General features: G+C 41.8%; 17 protein-coding genes and 1 pseudogene. 11 read left to right on the plus strand and 7 right to left on the minus strand.

Going from position 1 to position 24,800, the window contains the following annotated elements:
- Nucleotides 1–40: 40 nt before the first annotated feature.
- Nucleotides 41–1,132, minus strand: coding sequence for a threonine synthase (thrC, locus tag VB620_RS09425; RefSeq protein ID WP_323195893.1), 1,092 nt, complete (start codon nt 1,130–1,132; stop codon nt 41–43).
- A 397-nt stretch (nt 1,133–1,529) separates the two neighbouring features.
- Here thrC and VB620_RS09430 point away from each other — a divergent pair, with 397 nt between their 5' ends.
- Nucleotides 1,530–1,715, plus strand: a complete 186-nt coding sequence (locus tag VB620_RS09430; protein ID WP_323195894.1) for a hypothetical protein — start codon at nt 1,530–1,532, stop codon at nt 1,713–1,715.
- Between the two features lie 158 nt (nt 1,716–1,873).
- Here the strand turns inward: VB620_RS09430 and VB620_RS09435 are convergent, their stop codons facing one another.
- From VB620_RS09435 to VB620_RS09445, 3 genes are all read right to left on the minus strand, one after another.
- Nucleotides 1,874–4,213 (minus strand): hypothetical protein, encoded by a 2,340-nt coding sequence (locus VB620_RS09435; protein ID WP_323195895.1) that lies wholly within the window; start codon nt 4,211–4,213, stop codon nt 1,874–1,876.
- A gap of 1,002 nt (nt 4,214–5,215) precedes the next feature.
- Complete coding sequence (locus tag VB620_RS09440) at nt 5,216–6,124, minus strand: glycerate kinase (protein ID WP_323195896.1); 909 nt, start codon at nt 6,122–6,124, stop codon at nt 5,216–5,218.
- Nucleotides 6,124–6,456, minus strand: coding sequence for a DUF565 domain-containing protein (locus VB620_RS09445; RefSeq protein WP_323195929.1), 333 nt, complete (start codon nt 6,454–6,456; stop codon nt 6,124–6,126). Before VB620_RS09445 ends, VB620_RS09440 begins: the two co-directional genes overlap by 1 nt.
- A gap of 478 nt (nt 6,457–6,934) precedes the next feature.
- Here VB620_RS09445 and VB620_RS09450 point away from each other — a divergent pair, with 478 nt between their 5' ends.
- Nucleotides 6,935–7,528, plus strand: coding sequence for a hypothetical protein (locus tag VB620_RS09450; protein ID WP_323195897.1), 594 nt, complete (start codon nt 6,935–6,937; stop codon nt 7,526–7,528).
- 151 nt (nt 7,529–7,679) lie between these two features.
- Entirely contained in the window at nt 7,680–9,509 is a 1,830-nt protein-coding gene (locus VB620_RS09455; protein WP_323195898.1) for an ArnT family glycosyltransferase, read from the plus strand.
- A 10-nt stretch (nt 9,510–9,519) separates the two neighbouring features.
- On the opposite strand, the gene VB620_RS09460 is transcribed toward VB620_RS09455, so the two are convergent.
- Nucleotides 9,520–12,999 (minus strand): ATP-binding response regulator, encoded by a 3,480-nt coding sequence (locus VB620_RS09460; protein WP_323195899.1) that lies wholly within the window; start codon nt 12,997–12,999, stop codon nt 9,520–9,522.
- 950 nt (nt 13,000–13,949) lie between these two features.
- Here VB620_RS09460 and VB620_RS09465 point away from each other — a divergent pair.
- From VB620_RS09465 to VB620_RS09490, 6 genes and pseudogenes are all read left to right on the plus strand, one after another.
- A pseudogene (locus tag VB620_RS09465) lies at nt 13,950–14,285 on the plus strand (KaiA family protein); the annotation flags it as partial.
- A 2-nt stretch (nt 14,286–14,287) separates the two neighbouring features.
- Nucleotides 14,288–14,605: a circadian clock protein KaiB gene (gene kaiB, locus VB620_RS09470; RefSeq protein WP_323195900.1), complete on the plus strand. Its 318-nt coding sequence runs from the start codon at nt 14,288–14,290 to the stop codon at nt 14,603–14,605.
- Nucleotides 14,606–14,691: 86 nt separating this feature from the next.
- Nucleotides 14,692–16,251, plus strand: coding sequence for a circadian clock protein KaiC (gene kaiC, locus VB620_RS09475; protein WP_323195901.1), 1,560 nt, complete (start codon nt 14,692–14,694; stop codon nt 16,249–16,251).
- A 105-nt stretch (nt 16,252–16,356) separates the two neighbouring features.
- Entirely contained in the window at nt 16,357–18,429 is a 2,073-nt protein-coding gene (locus VB620_RS09480; RefSeq protein WP_323195902.1) for a TolC family protein, read from the plus strand.
- A gap of 143 nt (nt 18,430–18,572) precedes the next feature.
- Entirely contained in the window at nt 18,573–19,253 is a 681-nt protein-coding gene (locus VB620_RS09485; RefSeq protein ID WP_323195903.1) for a HEAT repeat domain-containing protein, read from the plus strand.
- 61 nt (nt 19,254–19,314) lie between these two features.
- Nucleotides 19,315–19,881 (plus strand): phycobiliprotein lyase, encoded by a 567-nt coding sequence (locus VB620_RS09490; protein WP_323195904.1) that lies wholly within the window; start codon nt 19,315–19,317, stop codon nt 19,879–19,881.
- 222 nt (nt 19,882–20,103) lie between these two features.
- On the opposite strand, the gene VB620_RS09495 is transcribed toward VB620_RS09490, so the two are convergent.
- Complete coding sequence (locus VB620_RS09495) at nt 20,104–21,579, minus strand: site-2 protease family protein (protein WP_323195930.1); 1,476 nt, start codon at nt 21,577–21,579, stop codon at nt 20,104–20,106.
- 178 nt (nt 21,580–21,757) lie between these two features.
- Between VB620_RS09495 and VB620_RS09500 the strand changes: the two genes are divergently transcribed.
- Complete coding sequence (locus VB620_RS09500) at nt 21,758–22,411, plus strand: MBL fold metallo-hydrolase (RefSeq protein ID WP_323195905.1); 654 nt, start codon at nt 21,758–21,760, stop codon at nt 22,409–22,411.
- Here the strand turns inward: VB620_RS09500 and ctpA are convergent.
- Nucleotides 22,401–23,711: a carboxyl-terminal processing protease CtpA gene (gene ctpA, locus VB620_RS09505; protein WP_323195906.1), complete on the minus strand. Its 1,311-nt coding sequence runs from the start codon at nt 23,709–23,711 to the stop codon at nt 22,401–22,403. The genes VB620_RS09500 and ctpA overlap by 11 nt on opposite strands.
- Nucleotides 23,712–24,091: 380 nt before the next feature.
- Between ctpA and petB the strand changes: the two genes are divergently transcribed.
- The gene (gene petB / locus VB620_RS09510) at nt 24,092–24,739 is read left to right on the plus strand and encodes a cytochrome b6 (RefSeq protein ID WP_323195907.1); all 648 of its coding nucleotides are present in this window, start codon (nt 24,092–24,094) and stop codon (nt 24,737–24,739) included.
- Nucleotides 24,740–24,800: the final 61 nt, after the last annotated feature.

The following is a 24,800-nucleotide window of genomic DNA, read 5'->3' on the forward strand; positions in this document are numbered from 1 at the left end:
GTCAGCTAAACAGTAGGCGGCGCTGTTGATTACCGGAGGATTAAAATCCCATTGCTTTGGCTACTGCTTCTAATTCAGCGTCAATGCCTTGTTTAAAGTGGCTGTGACTGTGTTTAATTGCTGTGTCTGGGTCTTTTAAACCATTTCCGGTGAGGACACATACAACTGTCGCCCCTGTGGGAACTTGGTCTTTAACTTGCAATAAACCGGCGACAGATGCAGCGCTGGCGGGTTCGCAGAAAATTCCTTCTGAGGATGCCAAAAGTCGATAAGCATCCAAAATTTCCTCGTCGGTAACTGCTTTAAAGCTACCTTGACTGGCTGATTGGGCGGCTATGGCTTTATCCCAACTAGCGGGATTACCAATTCGGATTGCTGTGGCGATGGTTTCTGGATGAGAAACAGGTTTTCCATTCACTAGGGGGGCTGCACCTGCGGCTTGGAATCCCATCATTCGGGGGAGGCGATCGCACTTTCCAGCTTGATGATATTGACAAAACCCCATCCAATATGCTGTGATATTTCCGGCATTACCAACGGGGATACATAACCAATCTGGGGCATTACCCAAGGCATCCACAACTTCAAATGCTCCCGTTTTTTGCCCTTCCAAACGGTAGGGGTTGACGGAATTAACTAAGGTAACAGGATAGCTTTCTGCCATTTCGCGGACAATTTCCAGCGCCCTGTCAAAGTTGCCTTTAATAGCTAAAACTTCTGCACCATATAATAATGCCTGTGCCAATTTACCCAGGGCAACGTAGCCATCAGGTATCAACACGAAAGGCTTCATACCTCCACGTTTCGCATAAGCCGCCGCCGCCGCCGAGGTATTCCCTGTACTGGCGCAAATTACCGCTTTTGCCCCGGCTTCCTTCGCTTTGGTGATTGCCATAGTCATTCCCCGGTCTTTGAAGCTACCAGTAGGATTCAGACCATCATATTTAACAAACACCTTTACCTGTCTGCCAATGCGTTCTGCGATCGCCGGCACTGGAATCAAGGGAGTGTTACCCTCTAATAAAGTGACAACAGGCGTTGTTTCGCTGACAGGCAAGTATTCACGATAGGCTTCTATCAGTCCAGGCCAGGGTTGGCGATAAGATTTAGCAACAGACAAACTCACAGTCACAGGCTTTATAAAGTTTTTAACTAAGGATGGGGAATGAGGCAACGCTCCATTGGCAAAGGAAAAAAGTTAATTTCTCCTTTTTAGTTGATAGTCTCTTGATTTCTCATTCTAGAAGAATATTATCTATCTTTAACACTAATATCTCACTGCTGATTGATATTTTATCTGCAATGCCCTGTGTTACTACTCGCCATTCGTTGTCTACACAGTACTGTGAGGGGTGGCGTAGATAAACTTACTGTGGAACAAAGTCTAGATAATTACTATCACTTATAGATACACAATTAAGTTATGATATTTTATGATGTAAAATATACAAGTGTTTAACAAACCTTAAACTTACATTATTATAGTATTTACTAAATGGTGTGAGTCGAGTTGTGAATTTTATTTAACAATGCCTACCTATTCATCAAGTGTTTCCGAACGTCCTTCCTCCACCCTCTGGGTTAGCGATGTCACCAAGTCTTATTATCCAGAAGATCAGCAAGCAAAACTGCAACATCTGCAAGCAGAGGTAGATTCCCTATTGCAGCAATTAAAAAACCTGAAAGAACAACGGCTATCAGATCAGCCAGAATAAATATAGCAGGGAGCAGGGGAGCAGGGAGCAGGGGGAAGCCTTGAAACTCTTTAATTACAATGGTTTTATGATCCGTTTGGGTCCTAACCACCTTGGCGGTTGCTATAACTCAATTCAGATCACAGCGATCGCCTATAGCTGATAATTGATTCAGACTACTACTCAAAACGTTGATTTTTATCTGACCAACGCTTGAGGCTGTAACTGTTGGCATTCTCTACTAACAATGCCAGAGACTGACTACGGGACAATTTGGCGATCGCTGTTAATACTTGCTGAGAATTATTTTGGAAATCTGTATAGATCAACTGACCATTTGGGGAGAAGATCAGAGTCCGGGGGCGAGACTGATTTTTCTCTAATTTTGTGTCACCCAAATTCGTAGCGGCTAAGGATGCGATCGCATCAGCTGAGATAGTCAGCACAAATTCTGGCTGGGTATCATTAGTCAAATCAATAATTTGTAACGGCCAATTACCCACTTGTGCTTGAATTTCCTCAAAGCTAGGAACATCACTAAGGGGAAGTTGACCAGTTTGTTGTAAAGACAGCCACATCATCGGCAACATTGCCTTTACTGCTTGCGGATTTTCCTCATAGAGTTTCGTGAGATTAATCGGAGTTGATTGCACCCATTCCAGGGCGGCTTCCGTCAGGGCTAAAGGTTGAGGTTGTAGAGGAGAATTTTGCTGAGTACCAATTTTTACTCCCGCCGCCAATAACTGTAAAACCCCATTTTGCCAGCGAACACCTTTAATAGTGGCCAAATTAATCTGCTGTTGTCCTTGAGAGTCCCAGACAATCATTTGAATAACTGGGTTGACATTAATCCCCAAAGTTGACCAAAAAAACCGGGCTAGGGAAGTTTGTGGAGGTTGCAAAGACTGAAAAGGCCAACTCAGCCAACTTTTACCATTATAAAAAGCACTAACCTCCACCTCATACCACATTTGCTGATCTGTAAGTTTAAGTTCTGCCTTGCTATCTGGTCGCAACCATTCCGCAGCATTAATTTCAGCAACTGGTTTTACCGCACCGATAATTTGACTAGGATGATTAATAATTGATATTTCCGGCGGCTTCACCACCTCACCCTTCAGCTTTGGTAACAAACCTTGAACATAACTCAGATGGGATGGCGTAATTTTCGGCTGGGACTTTAACCAAGAATTAGCCCGTTGTTCTCCCTGCTGGGCAGCTAAAATTAAACTCGCCCAAACTTGCACATCTTGTCTGTGAGGATTAACTCGCAACGCCGCCACTGTACGATTCCACAAACGCCCCTTATCTGCTTTCAATAGAGTAGCGATTTCTTGGGCATTCTGCGGTGATGCTTCAAATACCTCTAAAGCTTTTGCCCAACGACCATCAATCAATTCTGCTAAGACTTCTTGAGTCGGGCTAGCCCAACTGATATCTGCTTGGGCTTTGGTTAATTGAGAATGCAAGCGAATCATATCCACTTGTGCTTGGGCGGCTGGGGGAAAATCTCCTTGATGCTGTTTTTGGATAAATTGCAACCATTCATAAGCTGGTGTCCACAATCCACTACGAGCAATTGATAAAGCGTCTTTATAAGCCGAATCCGCAACTGTTGCTGATTGTAGCGATATGCCAGTCAGTTGAATGGGATTAAGATAAAAATTAGTAGGTTCAACTTGGTATATCTTTAACTGGGGTTCTAAACCTATTGTTTGATCAATTACTAGCTCTTTCGCACCGCCACCAGTCACTTGCTGCCATTGCGGTAGTTTTCCCTGGGGATTTTGCCAAGACAATAACTGCTGTAGATTATGATGTTGGGGATTGTAATAGATAATATAACCGTAGGCGATCGCATTAGTTTCTTCTTGACCCTTACCCCATAAAGCCAACCAGACCCCAGGGGATATTGAATCCGAACCCAAAGACTTAATAGCTGTTAAAGGTAAACGACTATTATCATCTCGATATTTTAATGCTGCATTAATCAATGATTCATCTGGCGCAGTTATGGATAACTGAGTCGCTAGATAATATAATTTTTCCGAGCCTGATGGAGATTCTCGGTCTTCTGCGACCTGGTAAACCCTCAGTTCCACAATTTCTTGACAATCAGACTGACAATTGGGGCGCTGCTGCAAAATTGGTAATAAAAATGAGCCTTTCTCCTCATCTAAACGAATAACTTCCCCAGCTATTTGTCCTTGATTCACAGTATCCTGAATCTGTTTGAGACTTTGGGGAACCTCTATGTTATTTAAAGGAATTTGTCCCCATTCCGGTAAAAATTCATTCACCCAGCCTAATTTTTCTGGATTGAATATAAACAGAACGCTAAACCAGATAAAAGTAGACATTAATCCCACGCTACCCAACAACATAGAGATAGCTAGAGTTGACCATAGCCAACCTAATTGAGATTTTTGCCGTGGTTTCGGGGAGACTCGTTGATCAGCAGCATCAGACGGATTTCCTTGAGAAGATTGTGGCGTTAGCTTGCGGGAGCGATTTGCCATTTTAGTTCTTAGTTAAGCCAAAAAGTAGGTTTGTATAGAATATTTTTTCTTTTATACTCTGGTTTTAACAATCTTGCCCAGAAGTTTTTTAAATTAAGTTTTTATCACTGGATTTAGTTAACTCAACTGACAAAAAAATACTATGCTCTTGAGTCCTGATGATTGGGCAGTTTATCAGCCAAAAGAGAGAATTAGATTATACCTGTTGAATTAGGAAATTCTGACAAGTCTTTCCTATTCTCAAGTGTAAGGTGATGATTACCTGATAAAGTAAATGGGGCAAGTAATGATGTTAAATAAAATTACTTCATGACATTTATACTGTCTATTATAAATATGTGATTCAGTTGAGGAATAGTTGTGTATCAATGCTTATTTATAGGTAGTAGCAACAAGTCATTTTAAACATCCTCTTAGAGCAATATCTCTTTTGTCGCGCAGAAAGGATGATTATTTGGCGAATAGAGACATTGATAATCAAACAATTCCAATTATTTACTTTAAGCATCATAGGATTTAGCAGACTGTTGGTTAAATCAAATGTCCATCTGCTATATTTTCTTTAACCGAAAAACCATATTTTTTTAGCTAAAAATAAAAGAGGCTTGGCTGATTACCAAACCTCATTATAAATCCAGTGCATAACAACATCCCGCCTTAATTTACCTATTATTTTCATACTTAGTCATCTTCCTATAGGATGTGTCCAAATTTCATAAAAGCTGATAAGGATTAATATTTATATATAGCAACCGCGAAGGTGGTTAGGAGACAAAAGGATCATAAAACCATTGTCATTAAAGAGTTTCAAGACTTCCCCCTGCTCCCTGCTCCCCTGCTCCCTGCTATATATATAGCAACCGCGAAGGTGGTTAGGAGACAAAAGGATCATAAAACTATTGTCATTAAAGAGTTTCAAGGCTGCTCCCTGCTATATATCTAGACTAAAATGCTCGATCTGTACAGAAGATGATCAACCACAATCAGGCGATCGCGTTAAATTTAGCTGAGTAGGCGCATACTATGATCAGGATTAATTGTAATTACTAAATCAACGGCTGTAGCTGATTTTACCAACGGTTTAATAAATAATTCCGGGTGTAGCGATCGCCAAAAATAGTTGACAAATTCTTCAATCTGTGAGTCTGACATTCCCGATTTCCCCTCAGCGATCATTTGTTGTTCTGCTTGTTTCCTCCAAGTCATAGAACAACGGTAATCAGTAGGATACAGCACAATTAAACTATCCAATCTTTCCCAGAGTGGGAGATAATCCTGGAGTCGCTGATTCAGATCACGAGCAAATAAACGATCCTCTGCTGTGATAATTGGTGGCGGTGTTGTATCAAATATATCGGGATGAATGGGTCTTACCCCCACAAACCAACCTTCAAAAAGAACAATATCAATATCTGTAACAACTTCTGGATTAGTGCGATCGCCAGCCCCATTATATGCAGATTTATCAAACCGGGGAACCATAACTGGACTTTCCCCCCTACGAATTTGATCTAACAGTTTTAAACCTAAATCTAGATCATGAGTTCCCGGTGGCCCCCGCCAAATTAACCGGGGATCTTGCTGAGTTAAAATTAAGCGATCGCCATAAGTTTTATACAAATCATCTAGTGATAAACTCAGAGTCCGATATCCCAACTCTTCCAGCAGCAGACCTAGAACCTGGCACATTGTAGTTTTACCAGTCCCCTGTCCACCTAAAATCCCCTGAATTAGTGGTCTACCCAATTCTTGACGACGAGACGCTAACTTTTTACTCAGTGGTAGCCATAACTCCCGCAACACCGCCAACATTTCTTCTGGAGGTTGATGTAGGTGAGTTTGGCAGAATTGGTTAAAACTGGGCAATACAGAATTGAGTAAATCTGCATCACTAGCCCCACAATCTATCATTAAGAACCCAGCTTAAAAGCTTCCACAAACATACTATAAATAAAACCAACTTTGAGAATATTTAGTGATTCTACCAACAGCGTGCGCTTGGAAAACAAGTAACCACTATAAAATATTCGGCTAGTCACCTCCGTCACTATCACCAGCACAGCAGCTATGAGAATATCTGACACACCCCTTTGTCCAGCTATAGTAGAAATTGCTGTTCCCAGAAAAAACCCAAAAAAGAAATTAATCAACAATAACGATAACCTGCGCCAAGGATTTAAAAACCATTGTCCCAAACGACTAGCAATGGCCTCAAATAAGTTAGTCAGACGAGTATTTTGCATGAATGTAGGTAGGAAGCTGGTGCGAAACAGTAACATTTTCCCAACTCTGATGGTAACAAGAGTATCTCGCACCTCAACTTATGCCAAAATATTAAGATATATAAATGATTTTCCCCAGTTCCTATGAGAACTACAGAAAAATCCCCTTGTTCGTCAGAATACCTCCTGCTGAATAGCTAATTTTGCTATTCCTACAAATAAACTTCTGACGGATGTATCATACTTTGCCTATTTTTTGCGCTGATGCTGATTATTTTTACCTTTAATTAGGCTTTTCCACCTTTTTTTCAAGGAGAACTAATGTAATTATTTATCCCAAAGTTTTCTGATGAAAATGATATTTTCGATACATGGCATCTTCTGAATTATCCCAGAGTCTAGAAACATTTAGTCTCCAAATCCCGATAATTACCGCTTCGGATTATAGGCTAGTATTTGCTCAAGCCTAGAGAAAATATTATTGCTAACAATTATCGGAATGAAAAGTAAACAATATCGCCACGCTGCTATTGCTGTTTTTACTTTAGGGTTACTGGGGGTAATGGTCGGATGTTGGGACATCAGTGTGTCTTTTGAGTCAGTAGATCCAGAAACATCCTTACCCACATCTTCTGATACTTTAGAACAGAATGTCACACCAGTACCAGTTACCAATGCTACAGTTAGTTATACTACCCAAACTAACAAAATTGGGCTGAACGATCCTCACATTTTGATCGCTCGTCAAAACTCCACAGCAAATGACAATCATCAAGGGAGTTTACGGATGAGTAATCAAACTAATCAGCCTGTGCGTCTAGCTTTACTAGCACGACAGCCTCAAGTAAAAGACTCTGGACAAACTCATCATGATGTTCCAGCGCACTGGGATTTTGATCCCCAAGAAGGTAGTGAGCAGGGGTTGATTCTGTCCTTACCTCAGGGGAACCTCAAATTGGAAACGGGAGATGTCATAGTCGCTTTCGCCCAAGATGGTTCTCGGCGTTACTGGGGTCCCTATGTAGTGGGGGAAACTTCTGTACCTGAATGGAATAGCAAAAATCGAGAATGGTTATTGATACTGAGTCCTTGAAGAATCAGCAAGATTGGGGCTAAGGAGTAGGGGAGAATAGGAACGAATGACTTGCTGCTGTGATTCCCAATTCTCCATCCAAGAACAAAATTTAGCTAGTCAACGACTAATGATTAGTTATGTTTAAATATTGAGTATTGACTAATAAATAATGAGGATAAAACTAAGTTTCCCGGTTACTGTGAGTAAGTATTACCACAATCTATCAAAAAGTCCAGTGTTTGCACTGACAATATTAATTTTGATTGCTTGGCTGGCTTATGGGTGGAATTTGGGTAGTATCAGCTTGATTGATGAAACTGAGCCATTGTTTGCTGAAGCTTCCCGTCAAATGTTAATTACAGGTGATTGGATTACTCCGTTTTTTAATGGCGAAACTCGTTTTGATAAACCGGCTTTAATTTATTGGTGTCAAGCGATCGCCTACGCAATTATCGGAGTTAATGAATGGTCAGTACGAATACCTTCAGCGATCGCCGCCATAGCAGTCATCGGTTTGACATTTTATACTTTGCAGTGGTATTTCGGCAAAAAAGACCAAATAGAACAAACTGCACACCCGATTAAGCGCAACTTAACAGCCTTAATTGGCGCAGCCATGCTAGCACTCAACCCAGAAATGATTGTTTGGGGACGAACCGGTGTCTCAGATATGATGCTAACTGGGTGCATGGCCTCAGCCTTATTATGTTTTTTTATCGGCTATGGGACTCAGGAAGAAAAACAGGCTAAACTCCTCGAATCTCCATTCCCCAACAAATGGTATTTGGCTTGTTACGTCCTAATTGCGGGAGCGATTTTGACCAAAGGACCTGTAGGAATTGTCCTACCCATCATTATTATCGGCGCATTTATCATTTACGTCGGCAAGTTCCGAGAAGTATTAAAAGAAATGCGGATATTCATTGGGATGCTGATTATTTTCACATTATCAGCCCCTTGGTATTTCCTCGTAACTTGGCGGAATGGTTGGAATTATATTAATGCTTTTTTTGGCTACCATAACTTAGAACGGTTCACAGAAGTAGTCAATGGTCACTCAGCCCCTTGGTATTTCTATTTTGCAGTAGTATTACTAGGATTTGCCCCATATTCCGTGTATTTACCCTTAGCAATAGTTAAACAGAAATTTTGGCAGCGATCACTATGGCGATCGCAACAACGCTCCCAACAATTGGGTTTATTCGCCGCTATCTGGTTTATTGCTATCTTTAGTTTCTTTAGTATTGCCCTCACCAAACTTCCCAGCTACGTATTACCTCTCATGCCCGCCGTAGCAATTTTAATAGCCTTGCTATGGAGTGACTTTTTCCCCGAAACCAGCCGAGAGATGCCCTCAGCCGACTCTGCTATCAAAATCAGTGCTTGGATCAACGTCATCTTTGCCACAATTTTGGCAGTAGCAATGTTTCAAATTAACAACCTGATCAATGATTATTCTGTTGCACCAGGCTTTCCCCTACTGATTCAAAACGCAGGTTTACCAGAACGTGGCGGATTCCTGTGGTTTTTAGCAGCCCTGATCATCGCTGCTTTAATCATCAATCGTAGTTGGCACAGTATTATTAGCATCAACCTAGTAACATTTACAGCATTTTTGATTATTGTTTTAATGCCGGCTTTGTTTTTCATGGATCAGCTGCGTCAGCAACCATTAAAGGATTTATCAGCATTTGTCGTCACAACCCAGCAATCAAATGAGGAATTAGTCATGGTCGGCTTCAAAAAACCCAGCGTCGCCTTCTACACAGAACAGCCAGTCAATTATATTAAACTCACAAACGATGCTGTAGAGTATATTCAAAATCGTACTGCTGAAGTCGCCGAACCGCCTTCCTTACTGATGATCGCCCAACCCAAAGCCTTGGTAAAAATGGACTTAAAACCCGGTACTTACGATATTTTAGAAACCAGAGATACTTACCAATTAATTCGAGTTTCTTTGAAAAAGACAAACCAAGAAATACTCAAAATATCCTAATCAATTAGCCTCAAATACCTAAAGTATGATTAATCTGAGTTAATAAATCTTCCATTGATATGGAACGAGGAAAAATCTGGGCGGCCATATCTTCTCTTCCAGAAGAGATGCGAACCACAACTTCCGCCAACTCATTCATCCGGTTTGCAGATCCATCCACACCCTGGCTAGGTTCATGACTTTCTGTCTCAGACACAGATGAGGTAAGAGTGTTATGGAATCGCTGATCAATGATCAAAATTGGGGGTAACTCAAAAGGTAAATCTGCCAAAGTATTTAGCTTTCTAAGTACCTCTGGATACACTGAATAATCTTCTAAACAAATTAGTAATAAATCAACGCTTTGGTGGCGAATTTGTTCGATGACTTCCGCCCAAAAACGTCCCATTGCTGCTTTCAAACCAGCAGTTTGTAAATACTGAATTAAAGCTTGGAACCACTCAGATCCCCGTTGGCTATTGTTGTTATTCAGTGCAGATGTTTTCACCGGAGGCTGATCCTTTAGTGGTGAATCATCCAGCATCATTAAATCTACCACAAGGATACTAGGTGGGCAGCAGACACCAGAGGCAATTTGTAGCACAGACAATAAAGGATCTGTTTTTCCGCCCCGGTAATCCTGATCTCTAGAAAATGGTGTTAAGTAAGGATACACAGACAACCCAGGGATCTGAGAAGCGGCTAGACTAGTGGCGACATCGCAAGTCACCAGTGGAATATCAGCCAAAATAGGATGTTTAGTTAACTGTTTTAAGTAAGTTTGTGCTAGCGAACCTTGTGCATCTAGTAAAATTACATCGAATTGCCAAACCCCTGCCAAAAGTTCTGCTTGATCTAAATCATCTACTTCGATCACCCGGTGTTCTCGTAATGCAGGGTGGGGATTAATTAATTCTAAATTCTGTTCTACCAACCTGAGAATTCTGAGGGGAATTGTTTTTGGGGTGATTTCGTGATCATCTAACCTTGATTGGGGAATTTCCGACTCAGTAACTAACTTTTCTAAGACTGGTATTAAAGCCTGATGTTGGACTGGTAAATTCAGGAAACCATCGGCATGATAAGCATAAGCCTGTTCTTTTTCCGCCCCCGTTGCTGTCACCATTACGGGAATGTGTTTAGTCACAGCATCAGATTTCAATAAAGTCAGGACATCCCAACCAGAAAGTAAAGGTAGTAAAGGATTTAAAAAAATAGCTTTCGGTTGTAAGCGGCGGGCTTTTTCTACTGCTTCTGTTCCTGAACGAGCGATGACTACGCGGTAACCTAAACCTTTGAGCTGATCAGTCAAATCTTCGATATATCTGGCTACGGCTTCCACTATTAGGACTAACCGTTTTGAGCTAGTGGGTGAATGTGGGCTAGTTGTGGCTAGGTGCTGACGTGCAGAGGTTGTGATTTCTGGTGTGGGAGGAATTGGGATTTTGCTATCTTCTCGGATTCCCATATCTGGGTTTATTAAGCCTGTGCTGGGGGGACTAGGTGGTAGGAGTAATGTAAATTGGCTACCTTTGCCTTCACGGGATAAAAAGCTGACATCACCGCCGTGGAGACGAGCTAAAGCCCTAGTTAAAACTAACCCCAAGCCAGTACCTTCAAATTGCCGAGTCAGGGGATTTTCTAGCTGTTGGAATTTCTGAAAGATTAAATGTTGCTGATGTTCAGGAATACCAATACCAGTATCCCAAACTGTAAAAGCGATCCAGCCTTCCCAGCGATTGATCCGTAAACCAATTTCCCCAGAGTTTTGTGTGAATTTAAAGGCGTTGGAAAGTAGGTGTACTAACATCTGACGCAAGCGCAATTCATCAGCTACTATCTCTTCTAAGCCTGGTTCAATTGATAGGGCAAATTCTGAACTCTCTTCGGCTGTTGGGGCGATGGTGGCGCTACCTTTGGTAGTTTGAGTGTGAATTGCTTTTGCTTCTGTGACGGCGCGATCGCAAACTGTCCGAATGTTCACAGGTACGAGGGCTAAATCCATCTGTCCCGTTTCCATGCGCGTCAAATCTAAAATATCATTGACCACACTCATTAAATGTCGTCCGCTTTGATGAATCAGTCCCGCATAACGGGCTTGGCGCTCGTTGAGTTCACCCAACTGTTGATCCACAAGCAACCGTGATAGTCCTAAAACCGCCGTCAGAGGAGTCTTCAGTTCATGACTAATACAAGCTAAAAATTCATCCTTCAAACGATTTAATTGAATTAAATCAGCATTTTTGGCTGATAGTTCTTTATATATCTGCTGCTGTTCTGTGATATCAGTGGCTAATACTAACCAGAGGTCATTATTTCCGCGATTCCTGGGAGTCTGTGCCGTATGCTCAAAGCTAAATTCCCCAGGAAACATTTCCTGGAATAGAAGTTCTGATTGCGGGCTATCTAAAGCAATTTTGGCAAACTGCCAAATTCGCTCCTGACCATTCTGTACTTCCACAACACAAGTACAAGTACCTTTGAGGCTATCCAAAAAGCAGCGATTAGATGTAGTTTTTGTGACTATTGACTGGTGATGCAAACTTTGTGCAGGTGGTTCATCTCTCACCACATAGCTCTGGGATGGTAGTCTGGATTGTCCCTCGCCGACATCATGACCTCTACCGTGAGGATGGGATTTACTGACTGCTTCGCTGGTGTCTTCTGTCGCTGTTTTCCTCTGGGCAGGGGCTAATATTGCTTCCACTTGTTCTCGGATGCCTTCTGGATCTTTGAATCCTCCTAATTGCTGCCACCAAGCCGCATTTTTGGCTATTACTTCACCTGTTTCTGTTTGCAGCATTAGTGGCCAAGGCATGAGTTCTAATAGCTGCACCAGTGATTTATGTGCCGATTTGCGTTGATAGATTTTCCGCGATCGCGTATTCTGTCCTTGATAATCAGCACGACTATAACCAGATTGCGTCAGTCCTGACTTGTCAGAACGCCAGTGAGTTTTGGCTCTTTTCGTGGAACTGTTAACCTGATCTGAAAAAATATTTTTAGCAGTTCTCTCTGTAGGAGGTGAGTAGAGACTTTTAGCCCGATTAACTGCCAAATTTTCTTGAGCTAATGCTCTTAACAGACCTGCGCTATTCAGCAGCCCTAAAAATTTACCCTCCCCATCAGTCAGCGCCCAATCTAAGTTACTGTTGCTTTGAGTCTGAATCCCGGCTGCGTCCCATTCACATTGATCACGCAGAAGTAGTTGAAACTCTTCTACAGAACAATTTGCTGGTAATGTTTTCAATGGCTCAATAATACTTTTATCCCAACTTGACAGTGACTTCTCCCAATCCAAACTTTGATTTTCACCAGATACTGTCAATATTTTTTGGGTTAAACGAGCAGACTGCACTATTCCTAAAGGACATTGTTGCTGATTTACTACTACCAAGCGATCGCACTGCTCTTGCTCAAAAATCTCCAGCATCATAGCCAGAGTAATTGTTTCTACGCAGTTTGGTACCGTTGCTAGAAAGTCATAAAGCGGGTACTGTAGCATTGACATAAGGAACCTTAAGGGTCATTCTTTGTGGAAACTTACAACTTCACCATCAGCACTTTGGCAAATAGTGTTCGAGCCGCAAAGCAATATTCTTTCAGAAGACTCATTTCAGTGATTTTGGTACAGCTTCAACGCCATTCAAACAATGAGTTTGCCGTTCGACTCCTCTCACGGCCATATTCTTCAGAGACACGACTTATGGGATTTACTCGTTGCTTTTTTGCCACTGAGAATTTTAGGGGAATCTCCTTGTCAATCTCCTACTAGTGTTGAAACTCCTTCTTAATCGTCACAACTAAAACAATTATCAGGCCAAAGATTCGCTAATAAACCTTGAGGAATTATAATGATTTAGAACGCGACGATACTTTAAGTTATTTTACGTATCTTAACCAAGGAGTGAAATCAGAATACCTATACCTGGACAAATATACATACGTGAATCATCCATTAAGTAACGTAGCTTCATTTACCACATATCCTTAATCAACCACTGACTAAAGTCTAGGGTTGATCACACTACATCTAGTGCTTCAACAACCAGACCTTGACTATATGTTGAAACGAACCTTTATCTCACAGACAAATTGCAACTTTCATAGACAAGTGGACATAAACACCAAAGTATACTTGACATCTAATATAGATAGTCCACCAATATGGGTCAGGGTGATTAATTAAGATATACAAGTATACACCGTGTTACTACTCGTATTTATTTCTCCACCCACACCCCAACATATTTAGAGCCTCCAGCTTAAGTAGCCACTCCAATGCAATGGAGCGGGCATATATATTGTTGTAGGCATGACATGATCTACCAATTGAGAATTTCTCTGATCATTACTGCTACTACTGTTAAAATCTACTACCTACTTTAGTGGTATCAACAATATCTTAATAAAAATTTCACGAATCCATATTCTTATGTATTTTCATGCCAAAAGCAAAAACTACAGCAGTTCTTTCAGCAAATGACTCAAGTTGATCGGCAGATATTATTACAACAACTCAAATCAGATTATCGCCATATTCTTATAAATTACTTTACCGCAGACAAAACTATCAAGGAAAAAATTGATACATTTATCAATGAGGTATTTTGTGCTAATATTCCTGTGCCACAAATCATTGAATTTCATATGGAATTAATAGAAGACTTTTCCATACAGCTAAAATTAGAAGGCAGGAGTGATGAAGCATTACTAGATTATCGCCTAGCACTGATAGATATCCTCGCTCACCTCTGCGAATGTTATCGGTCTTCACTCAATAGATTAAATTCATAAGAATGAATCATCCAGCAAAAAAAACATACGTTCTAAAACTGTATGTAGCAGGTAACACACCTAATTCGGTGAGAGCGTTGAAAATACTGAAAAATATTTTAGAACAAGAATTTCAAGGTGTCTATGCCTTGAAAGTAATTGACGTGCTGAAAAATCCCCAACTAGCAGAAGAAGATAAAATACTAGCCACACCCACATTATCTAAAATTTTACCCCCACCAGTCCGCAAAATAATTGGTGACCTATCAGACAGAGAAAGAGTGTTGATTGGACTAGACTTACTCTATGAAGAACTGAATGAAGAATATTGGGAAGATTAAACAGTATTTAATCAAACAAATTGGATAATAAATTACCGAATTTAGTCATATAAAAACCGGGTTTAGTACCCATTTCTTAATAAGCAATGAGCGAAAAAGACCAAGCAGAGCCAAAGAATATCCCCATGACTGGGGTAGAAAAAATTCGCACGATGATAGAGGGCCTTGATGATATTAGCCACGGAGGTTTACCCATCGCCCGAACTACATTAGTAAGTGGTACATCTGGAACAGGAAAAACTTTATTATCACTGCAATTTCTCTACAATGGGATTACCCGCTTTGATGAAGCGGGTGTATTTGTCACCTTTGAAGAATCACCCAGTGATATTATTAAAAATGCCCAAATCTTTGGGTGGAATTTACAACGCCTTATTGAAGAAGGTAAATTATTTATTCTTGATGCTTCACCTGATCCGGAAGGTCAAGATATTGTGGGTAACTTTGACTTATCAGCACTGATTGAGCGCTTGCAATATGCAATTCGCAAATATAAAGCTCAAAGAGTATCCATTGACTCTATCACAGCAGTGTTTCAGCAGTATGAAGCAATGGGAGTGGTGCGGCGGGAAATTTTCCGCCTTGTAGCTCGTCTCAAGCAACTACACGTCACCACTATCATTACTACCGAACGCAGCGAAGAATACGGTTCTGTGGCTTCATTTGGAGTCGAAGAATTTGTTTCGGATAATGTGGTAATTGTGCGTAACGTTTTAGAAGGAGAACGCCGCCGGCGCACAATTGAAATTCTCAAATTGCGTGGTACAACTCACATGAAAGGTGAGTATCCTTTTACAATTACTAATGCAGGAATCAACATTTTTCCCTTGGGAGCAATGCGGTTAACTCAACGTTCTTCTAATGTCAGGGTGTCTTCTGGAGTGAAAACCCTCGATGAAATGTGCGGGGGTGGTTTCTTTAAAGATTCTATTATTTTGGCGACAGGCGCTACTGGGACTGGTAAAACTCTATTGGTGAGTAAATTTTTGCAAGAGGGCTGCGTCAATGGTGAAAAAGCAATATTATTTGCTTATGAAGAATCACGCGCTCAATTATCTCGCAATGCTTACTCGTGGGGAATTGACTTTGAGGAATTAGAACGTCAAGGGTTACTTAAAATAATTTGTACCTATCCTGAATCAACTGGTTTAGAAGACCATTTGCAAATTATTAAATCAGAAATCGAAGTGTTTAAACCATCTCGCATTGCTATTGACTCTCTCTCCGCACTCGCTAGAGGAGTTAGCAATAATGCCTTCCGTCAGTTTGTAATTGGTGTGACTGGTTATGCGAAACAAGAAGAAATAACTGGGTTTTTTACTAACACAACTGACCAATTTTTGGGTTTACATTCCATTACTGATTCTCATATTTCCACAATTACCGATACAATTTTGATGTTGCAATATGTGGAAATTCGTGGGGAAATGTCACGGGCAATTAATGTATTTAAAATGCGTGGTTCTTGGCATGATAAAGGCATCCGTGAGTACAATATTACTGCTGATGGTCCAGAAATTAAGGATTCTTTCCGTAACTACGAAAGAATTATTAGCGGTGCGCCTACCCGCGTTAGTATCGATGAAAAGGCAGAACTATCTCGCATAGTCCAGCGTTTTGAAAGAAAACCTAGTTCCGATTCCTAAATTTAGTATCGTAGTATATTAATCTCTAAACTTAGGATCGTGCTATATTCTGTGGAGAAGAAGGGTTTTCTACCGCTAGTATTGATTGTCGTGTGAGGGGATGCGGTGAAAGGACAATACTTATTCTATGGTTTCTTACCGAGTGTTACAGCAGCAGTATTAACAAGCCAGCCAGCCTTGGCTAGGATAGTAAGTAATGTTAAACTTACGTCTTCTCCTAGTGTCTTGACTTTTACTAATAGTCGAACCTGGTTGGCAAACAATATTAATACTAAACTGCCTAATAATAAGACACAGATTTTTCCAGATATATTACCTGAATCTGGGTTAACATCACTTGATTTGCAATTGTCAAATAGTCAGAGTAACTCAGTTATCTTGACAGGAAATACTGATATACCCAAAGAAACAAATGTTCAACAAAATGAACGTAAATTTCCCAGTTTTTCACTTTCGTTAACTTCTGGTCAAAATTCCGAACAGGATGCTTTTAAAACATCATCTGAACAGGAATTAAAGAAAACATCTGTTCAACCAGTTTCTGTCCAGCCAGCTATTTTTTCTTTGTCTGGTTTACAGCCATTAGCAACTTCTACTAAACAACCAGAAACTCAGTTATCGACAATTTTACCAACTGAGTTTGGAGGTAGAGAAGCAGTACAGTTACTGGTGGTGGATGGTTGTTCTAGTATCTGCCCACCTCAAAATTTGATAGATTCCACTACATCTGAGGGAAATAGTACTTGGGAGTTAACTGGTGCGCCACCAGACACTGGAGCTTTTCCACCTGCTGAGACTGGTCAAATTTCTCCACAACCACTAGGCACTCAGGAATTTGCGCCTACTAATAGTGAGGAAATTCCTGATAATCTGAATCCCAGTACCAATCCTCTAGAATTGCCCACTACTCCAGAGGAAGTGAGACTAGAAAGTAATCAGCCGATTACTTTGGCACAGGCTTTAGAACTGGCAAAGCGGAATAATCGAGATTTACAGGTATCAATATTGGAGCTAGAACGCTCTCAAGCGGCTCTGCGCCAGGCTGAAGCTGCATTTTTACCCAATGTTAGTTTGAATGCTGATGTGACTCGTAGTCGCTCTGCGGAGGAACAGCGACAGAGGAACCTCAATCCCATATCATCACAGGCTGAATCTAATACAGTTTTTAGAGGTGAGGCTCAACTGACTTATCCGCTTTTTACTTCTGGTAGAAGGACGGCTAATGTTAAGCAAGCCCAGGAAGAGGTGAGGTTGAGTGAGTTGGCTGTAGAGCGCCAATCTGAGGAGATTCGGCTAAGTGTATCCACCGAATACTACGATTTGCAACAAGCAGATGAACGAGTGGCTATTGCTCTGTCGGCTGTGGAAAATGCTCGGGCTAGTTTACAAGATGCACAATCTTTAGAAAGGGCTGGAGTTGGTACACGATTTGATGTTTTGCAAGCGCAAGTAAATTTGGCGAATTCCCAGCAAGAACTTACTAATAATCTCTCGCAGCAACAAATTTCCCGTCGTCGCTTGGCTACTCGCCTAAGTGTGCCATCGTCTGTAAATCTGAGTGCAGCAGATCCTGTGGAATTAGCTGGTTTATGGAACCAGGACCTAGAAAGCAGCATTATTTTAGCGTTTCAAAATCGACCAGAACTGCAACAGTTGTTGGCGCAGCGTAACATCAATGAACAGCAACGCCGAGCCGAACTTGCAGCCCTGGGACCTCAAGTCAACTTGGTCGCCAGTTATGGTGTGCAAGATCAGTTTGATGATGGAACCAGTATTACTGATGGTTATTCTGTGGGAGTCAGGGCGAGCCTGAATTTGTTCGATGGGGGAGCCGCCAGAGCTAGCGCCGCCCAAGCTGAAAGTAATGTGGCGATCGCTGAAACTAGATTTAGTGAACAGCGTAACCAAATCCGCTTTCAGGTAGAGCAAGCTTTTTCCACTCAGATAGCTAATTTGGAAAATGTGCAAACTGCTAATACTGCTTTAGAACAGGCTAGGGAAGCTCTCCGTTTGGCGCGATTGCGATTCAAAGCCGGTGTAGGTACTCAAACTGATGTGATTAATTCTGAAAACGACTTAACCAGAGCAGAAGGTAATCGGATTACAGCGATCTTAGATTACAATCGTGCTTTGGCTCAGTTACAACGAGCCGTCACCACTAGGGCATTAGTCGAGTAAATTCATCTTAAAATTTAGTGCATCTCAGCTACCAGCCCCCTGATTTATCTGTGGGGCTTTAGCCGTTATGAGTAACATCTTCAAAAACGAATCAGTTAAAGTAAAGATAAGTAAAGATAAATTAAAAAAGCGCTGGAAAATAAATGGCTACTCTACCCTTAGAGGAAATATCTGCTCAGTTAGAAAGTCCAAATTTGCGCGATCGCATGGTAGCGCTTGCTAGTTTGCGTCATATATCTCCAGAAGAAGCCGTACCTTTAATTAAAAAGGTATTGCATGATGAATCGCTACAACTACGCTCAATGGCCATATTTGCCCTGGGAGTCAAGCCTACAGCAGAATCATACCCAATTTTAGTCAAAATTCTCGAAAATGACCCAGATTATGGCATTCGTGCCGATGCTGCCGGAGCTTTAGGATATTTGGGTGATGCTAGAGCCTTTGAGATCCTCTCCAGAACATTTTATGAAGATACTGATTGGCTAGTGCGCTTTAGTGCAGCCGTTTCCCTGGGTAATATTAAAGATCCACGGGCCCATGATGTGTTAATTCAAGCATTAGACAGTAACGAAACAGTTTTACAAGAAGCGGCAATTTCGGCACTAGGGGAAATCAAAGATATTGATTCTGTGGATAGTATTCTGCGCTTTGCGGAATCAGATGATTGGTTAGTCCGCCAACGTTTGGCAGAAGCCTTGGGAAATCTTCCTACTACTAAGAGTGTTTCAGCTCTAAAATACTTAGAAAAAGATCAGCATCCCAACGTAGCGGAAGCGGCGAGGATTTCTTTGGTAAGGCTGGAAAAACAAGACAATCAAGCCTAATCTCCATCCTTTATGCTAACTAGTAGGATATTGATCATTTGCTTTCAGGGTAATTTTATTCATGAATATTGAAGAATTTTTTGAGTTGAGTGCTGGTAAATGGTTTTCCCATCGGACTAGTCACCATTTGGCTTTTAAACAATCTGAAGACGGTAAATCTGAGCTAGTAATTGAGAGTTTACCCGCAGATCATCCAGAGGTAATTAAACTATGTGAACAATACGAAATTTCTCCTAGTGCAGCTTCCTGTGGCGCAAGAGTTACCTGGAATGGCACGATGGAATGGGATGAAGAAAAACATACTGGCTCCACTGTGTTAGCGACTATCCCAGATGCCAATAACCCCCATGAAGGTAAGTTACTGCGAGAAATGGGTTATGCGGAGAAAGCCCCCGTTGCTGGTAGTTACAAAATGGGTAGTGATGGTGCTTTGACTCTAATTACAGAGTACGAAACTATGTCTTCTGAAGAACGCCTATGGTTTGCTAGTCCTAATTTACGGATGCGGGTTAGTGTCCTCAAGCGTTTTGGCGGCTTTAGTATGGCTTCCTTTACTTCGGAAATCCGCATGGGTGTTACTTCAGCAGCTGCGAAAGCATCAGAGACGGCTGATTCCACCTCTAGTTAGTCAAAAAAGAGGCAGGGGAGCAGGGAGCAGGGAGCAGAGGAGAAAAGAGACCGTTCCAGGCATAAATTCGGGGGCTTGTGACCAGATTCCTTTCTATCAGGGGACAATAATTTCCGAGTTTTTGCTTTTCCCCTTGCCTCTTGCCCCCTGCTTGATGTCAGATATGAGAAACTAGGAGGATAAAATTAGTTGAGAGTTACTCCCCCTCAAGCAAAATTAGAGTTAAATTTGCAATAAATTAGCGATCGCCTGGGGTAATGGTAGAACAATGACGATTAACAATGCCATTGCCATTAGTCCTAAAATGTCACGTTTATTATCAAGTTCAGTGACATCATTCAAGGCAGGTTCATCAATCAAGGGGATAAATAATAAAATAATCGCCCACAGTAAAAATCCTGACTGCACTAAAGAAAGTAGTAGCAGTAATAACCGAGAAATTTGACCAATGACTAAGGCGGTTTTCTGCCCAAACATGGCATGAACAATGTGACCACCGTCTAGTTGTCCTACGGGCATTAAATTTAAAGCTGTGACAATTAGCCCCAGAAAACCCGCTATGGCTACAGGATGAAGGTTAATTGCTGATGTTGCAGTTAACTGGCTCCCTAATGCTAATTTAGAGATCAATGCCAATAAAATAGAAGATTTGGGATTGAGAGCTTCCGGGTTCAAAAGTCCAGCTTGTTCACTGATAGCAACCACTTGGGAATTCATTAAACCCCAGATTAATAAGGGTAAAGTGATCACAAAACCGGCCAATGGCCCGGCAATGCTGACATCAAATAAAGCTTTGCGGTGAGGAATGGGACTACGCATTTGAATAAATGCCCCAAAAGTGCCTAGAAACACAGGCAGAGGAATAAAATAAGGCAACGTCGCCCGAATTTTGTAGTACCGAGCGGTTAAATAATGACCAAGTTCGTGTGTACCCAAAACAGCCATTAGCCCTAAAGCATAGGGTAATCCTTGTAACAACATACTGGGGTCAGATGCCAGTTTTTCTGGTTCCACCCCGGCGATGCTCGCGCCTACTATGGTGGTGGTAAGTAGAGTAGCTAATAGCAAAAATAAGGCTAATCCTGGACGTGTAATTTGTTCTCGTTCTCTGCTCGTTTTCGCTGCTTGAGTATTGGGGACAAGGACAAAAAATGGCTTGCCATTAAAACCTTCTTGAAAAATTACGAGAAAGCGATCGCCAAATTCAGCTTCAACATTGTCTTTAATTCGTTGATAAGCCTCAGTAGGTGTTGTTCTGATCTGACCCCGACAAATCACCGCTTGGGGTCTGTACTCAATGTTGTGGATGTAGTAAACAGACCAGGGAAAACAATTTCTCAGTTGAGTTTCTTCGGTTGGTTCGATGGGACGCACTGGTACTGGTTCTGCGGTAGGATGGATAACCGATTGTGATGCAATATCTTGGGGTTGATTTTGTGGATTTTTGGGGGTGCTACGTCCCCACTGAAACAACAGCCAGTATAACAGAAGGCAGATAAGAGATGGCCAAATAACCAGTACTGATGGTGGAGGTTGTTCAGTACCATATATCAGTGTCCATCCGCCCAAGATCAACGCTGGAGTCATTAACACCAGCCAAAGTAACCAAACTGGTGTCTGAGTGATTTCAGCGATGCTGCGCTGCAAGATTAGATAAGTAGCTATTCCCAATAGGAGGATAAACCAAAATGTCGTCATTTGCTCTTCAGTAATTTGGGCAAAACGTCTCACTAGTGTTTCAGTAACACTGTCGGCACTGCTATACAGACTCTATTTCCCCCCAATTCATAAAATTGATTAATTCTTAAGTGTTAATTCTTAAGAAATTCAATTCTTTCACCTAATTTTTACCACTCCTCAGTTTCGGTTTTTGCTCATGTGTCCCTTACCTCAACAGTCAAGTCAGACAGCTAAACAACCTCGTCCTGTGTTAGATACCATCTTTGCCTTTCCACCAAATCGGGACACATTAGGGGGAACCTCTTATCTTATTGTAGGAAACGAAGGCAATATCCTGATAGATTCTCCGGCTCACGAACCCAACAATCTTGAGTTTTTGCGATCGCATGGTGGAGTGCGTTGGTTATTTCTGACTCATCGGGGTGCGATTGGTAAAACAGCTAAAATTCAGCAAACCTTTGGTTGTGAAGTCCTGATTCAAGAGCAAGAAGCTTATTTACTACCTGGATTAACTGTCACCAGCTTTAGCCAAGAATTCACACTTAATTCCACAGCCCAAGTAATTTGGACAACTGGACATTCTCCTGGTTCATCTTGCCTTTACTACAATTATTTGGGAGGAGTGCTATTTTCTGGTCGTCATTTAGTTCCCAACCCAGAAGGGGAGCCAGTAGGGTTTCGCACTACCAAAACCTTTCACTGGCCCAGACAACTTAAAAGTGTGGAATTACTCCGAGAACGTTTCACACCCGAAACACTCCAGTATATTTGTCCCGGTGCTAACACAGGTTTCCTCAGAGGCAAACGAGTAATAGATAATGCATATCAACGGCTTATGATTAGTCATTAGTCATTGGGAAATTACCATCTTCTCCCCCCTGCTCCCTGCTCCCTGCCCCCCTGCCTCTTCCTACTCCCGCCACTACGGAATTAGTCTTCAATAATTCCAGAGCTGCTTGATATTGCAAATCAGCTTCCGTAGCAATCTCTGTGCGAGAAATTGATGCTTGGGGAATGACTTGATCGGGTTTAATTCCTAATTTGTTAATATCCCGATGTAATGGTGTTTCGTACTTAGCAATGGTGACAGCCAAGCCAGAACCATCGGATAATTCAAACAGAGACTGAATTAAGCCTTTACCAAAGGTAGTTTCGCCGACCAAAGTAGCACGACCGTTATCCTGTAACGCACCGGCGAGAATCTCACTGGCGCTGGCGGTTCCTTGATTAACTAAAATTACCAGAGGATCGTCTGTCAAAGCTGGGCCAAATGATTCAAAATTGCCCTGAATACCTTGGCGATTTACTGTGTAGACAATAGTACCGGAATTTAACCAGAGACGAGCAATTTCGATTCCTGATTGTAATAAACCACCGGGATTATTTCGTAAATCTAAAATATAGGCAGCAGCGCCTTTTTTCTCTAGACTAGAAATAGCGTGTGCTAATTCCATGGAAGCGTTAGCATTAAATTGAGTGAGGCGCAAGTATCCAATGGGAGTCCCTTGAGGAGAAGAACGGAGGTCTGCTATCACAGGGTTAAGCTCAATGCGATCGCGCACTATTCTCACTTCTTGATCGCCTATGCCATCTCGTGAAATCACAAGTGTGACGGAACTACCAACCGGACCACGCATTCTGGCGGCGGCTTCGTCCAGAGTTAAATTATCTGTGGTGATGCCTTCAATTTTCAAAATGCGATCGCGGGGTTTAATTCCAGCTATATCTGCTGGTGAATCTATTATGGGAGTCACTACCTCCAACTGTCCCGTTTCGGGATTGAGGGCAATTTGTAAACCCACCCCAGTCAGTTCACCAGAAGTATTCACCTGCAAACTGCGGTACTGTTCTGGGTCTAAAAAGCGGGTAAACGGATCATCCAGAGTTTTAAGCATTTTCTGAATGGCTGCATAAGCTGCTTCATGATTTTTGAGCGGCTTCTTCAGGGCGTTTTGCCTCGCCTGCGACCAATTTTGATGATTAAATGTGTCATCCAAATAAGTGCGGTTGACAATTCGCCAAACTTCTGAAACTAATTTTTGATCATCCGTTAACGCGGTAGCTGGTGCGATGAAAGCTCCCAAGACTAACCAAAAAGCCAATAGCAGTGAAAATCCTAGCCGAAAAACCTGTTTTTGCATGAACCCCATTTCCAAATTCCATCTGCGCTCAAATTGCCAAAAAATGCTGCGTAAAAATGCTTACTTACCTTGTCCTTGATGAAATGTATATCTCAACTATGTTACTTTTTTTATAGAAGTGGTGCATTCTTCTCATCAAGTTATTGAAAAAACTGATGCGGTGCATTCCACTCAGCAAAAGATAAAATCTACTTGGTGACTAGCATTCTTGCTGTTGCCTTGCCAAGAGAACGCAATATATTCCATATTTACAGAGTGTTAAGTTTCTGAAAACTCTTATCACTCTGAAGGCTGAGAAGCCAACGAAAAAACTCCCCTTTGTGAAAATCCCAAGATTCTTAATTGGGAGATTGATCAACCGCAACCGATTTTTAGGAATTTGAGATTGTATGGCCAACGTTTACGACTGGTTTGAGGAGCGCTTAGAACTGGAAGCGCTCGCTGAGGACGTAACTAGCAAATATGTTCCTCCCCACGTCAATATTTTTTATTGCTTGGGCGGAATTACCCTAGTTTGCTTTCTGATCCAGTTCGCCACTGGATTTGCAATGACGTTCTACTATAAGCCAACAGTGGCTGAAGCCTACTCTTCGGTAGAGTACATCATGAATGAGGTGAGCTTCGGTTGGCTAATTCGCTCCATTCATCGCTGGTCTGCCAGCATGATGGTGTTAATGATGATTTTGCACACTTTCCGCGTGTACCTTACAGGTGGCTTCAAAAAGCCCCGCGAGTTGACTTGGGTAAGTGGTGTAATTCTGGCTGTGATCACCGTTTCTTTCGGTGTGACAGGCTATTCCCTACCTTGGGATCAAGTTGGTTACTGGGCTGTGAAAATTGTGAGCGGCGTACCAGAAGCAATTCCGGTAGTTGGCGTGTTCATTTCTGATATGTTACGCGGTGGTTCTAGTGTTGGTCAAGCAACATTGACTCGCTACTACAGCGCTCACACCTTTGTTCTACCTTGGTTAATTGCAGTATTCATGTTGTTCCACTTCTTGATGATCCGCAAACAAGGTATTTCTGGCCCTTTGTAATTTCAATAATTAAGCCAAAATGTAAAAAGGCCACAGCTTTTGGTTCCCAGATGCAAATGTT

Source organism: Nodularia harveyana UHCC-0300, from assembly GCF_034931085.1.
Taxonomy (GTDB): Bacteria; Cyanobacteriota; Cyanobacteriia; order Cyanobacteriales; family Nostocaceae; genus Nodularia; species Nodularia harveyana.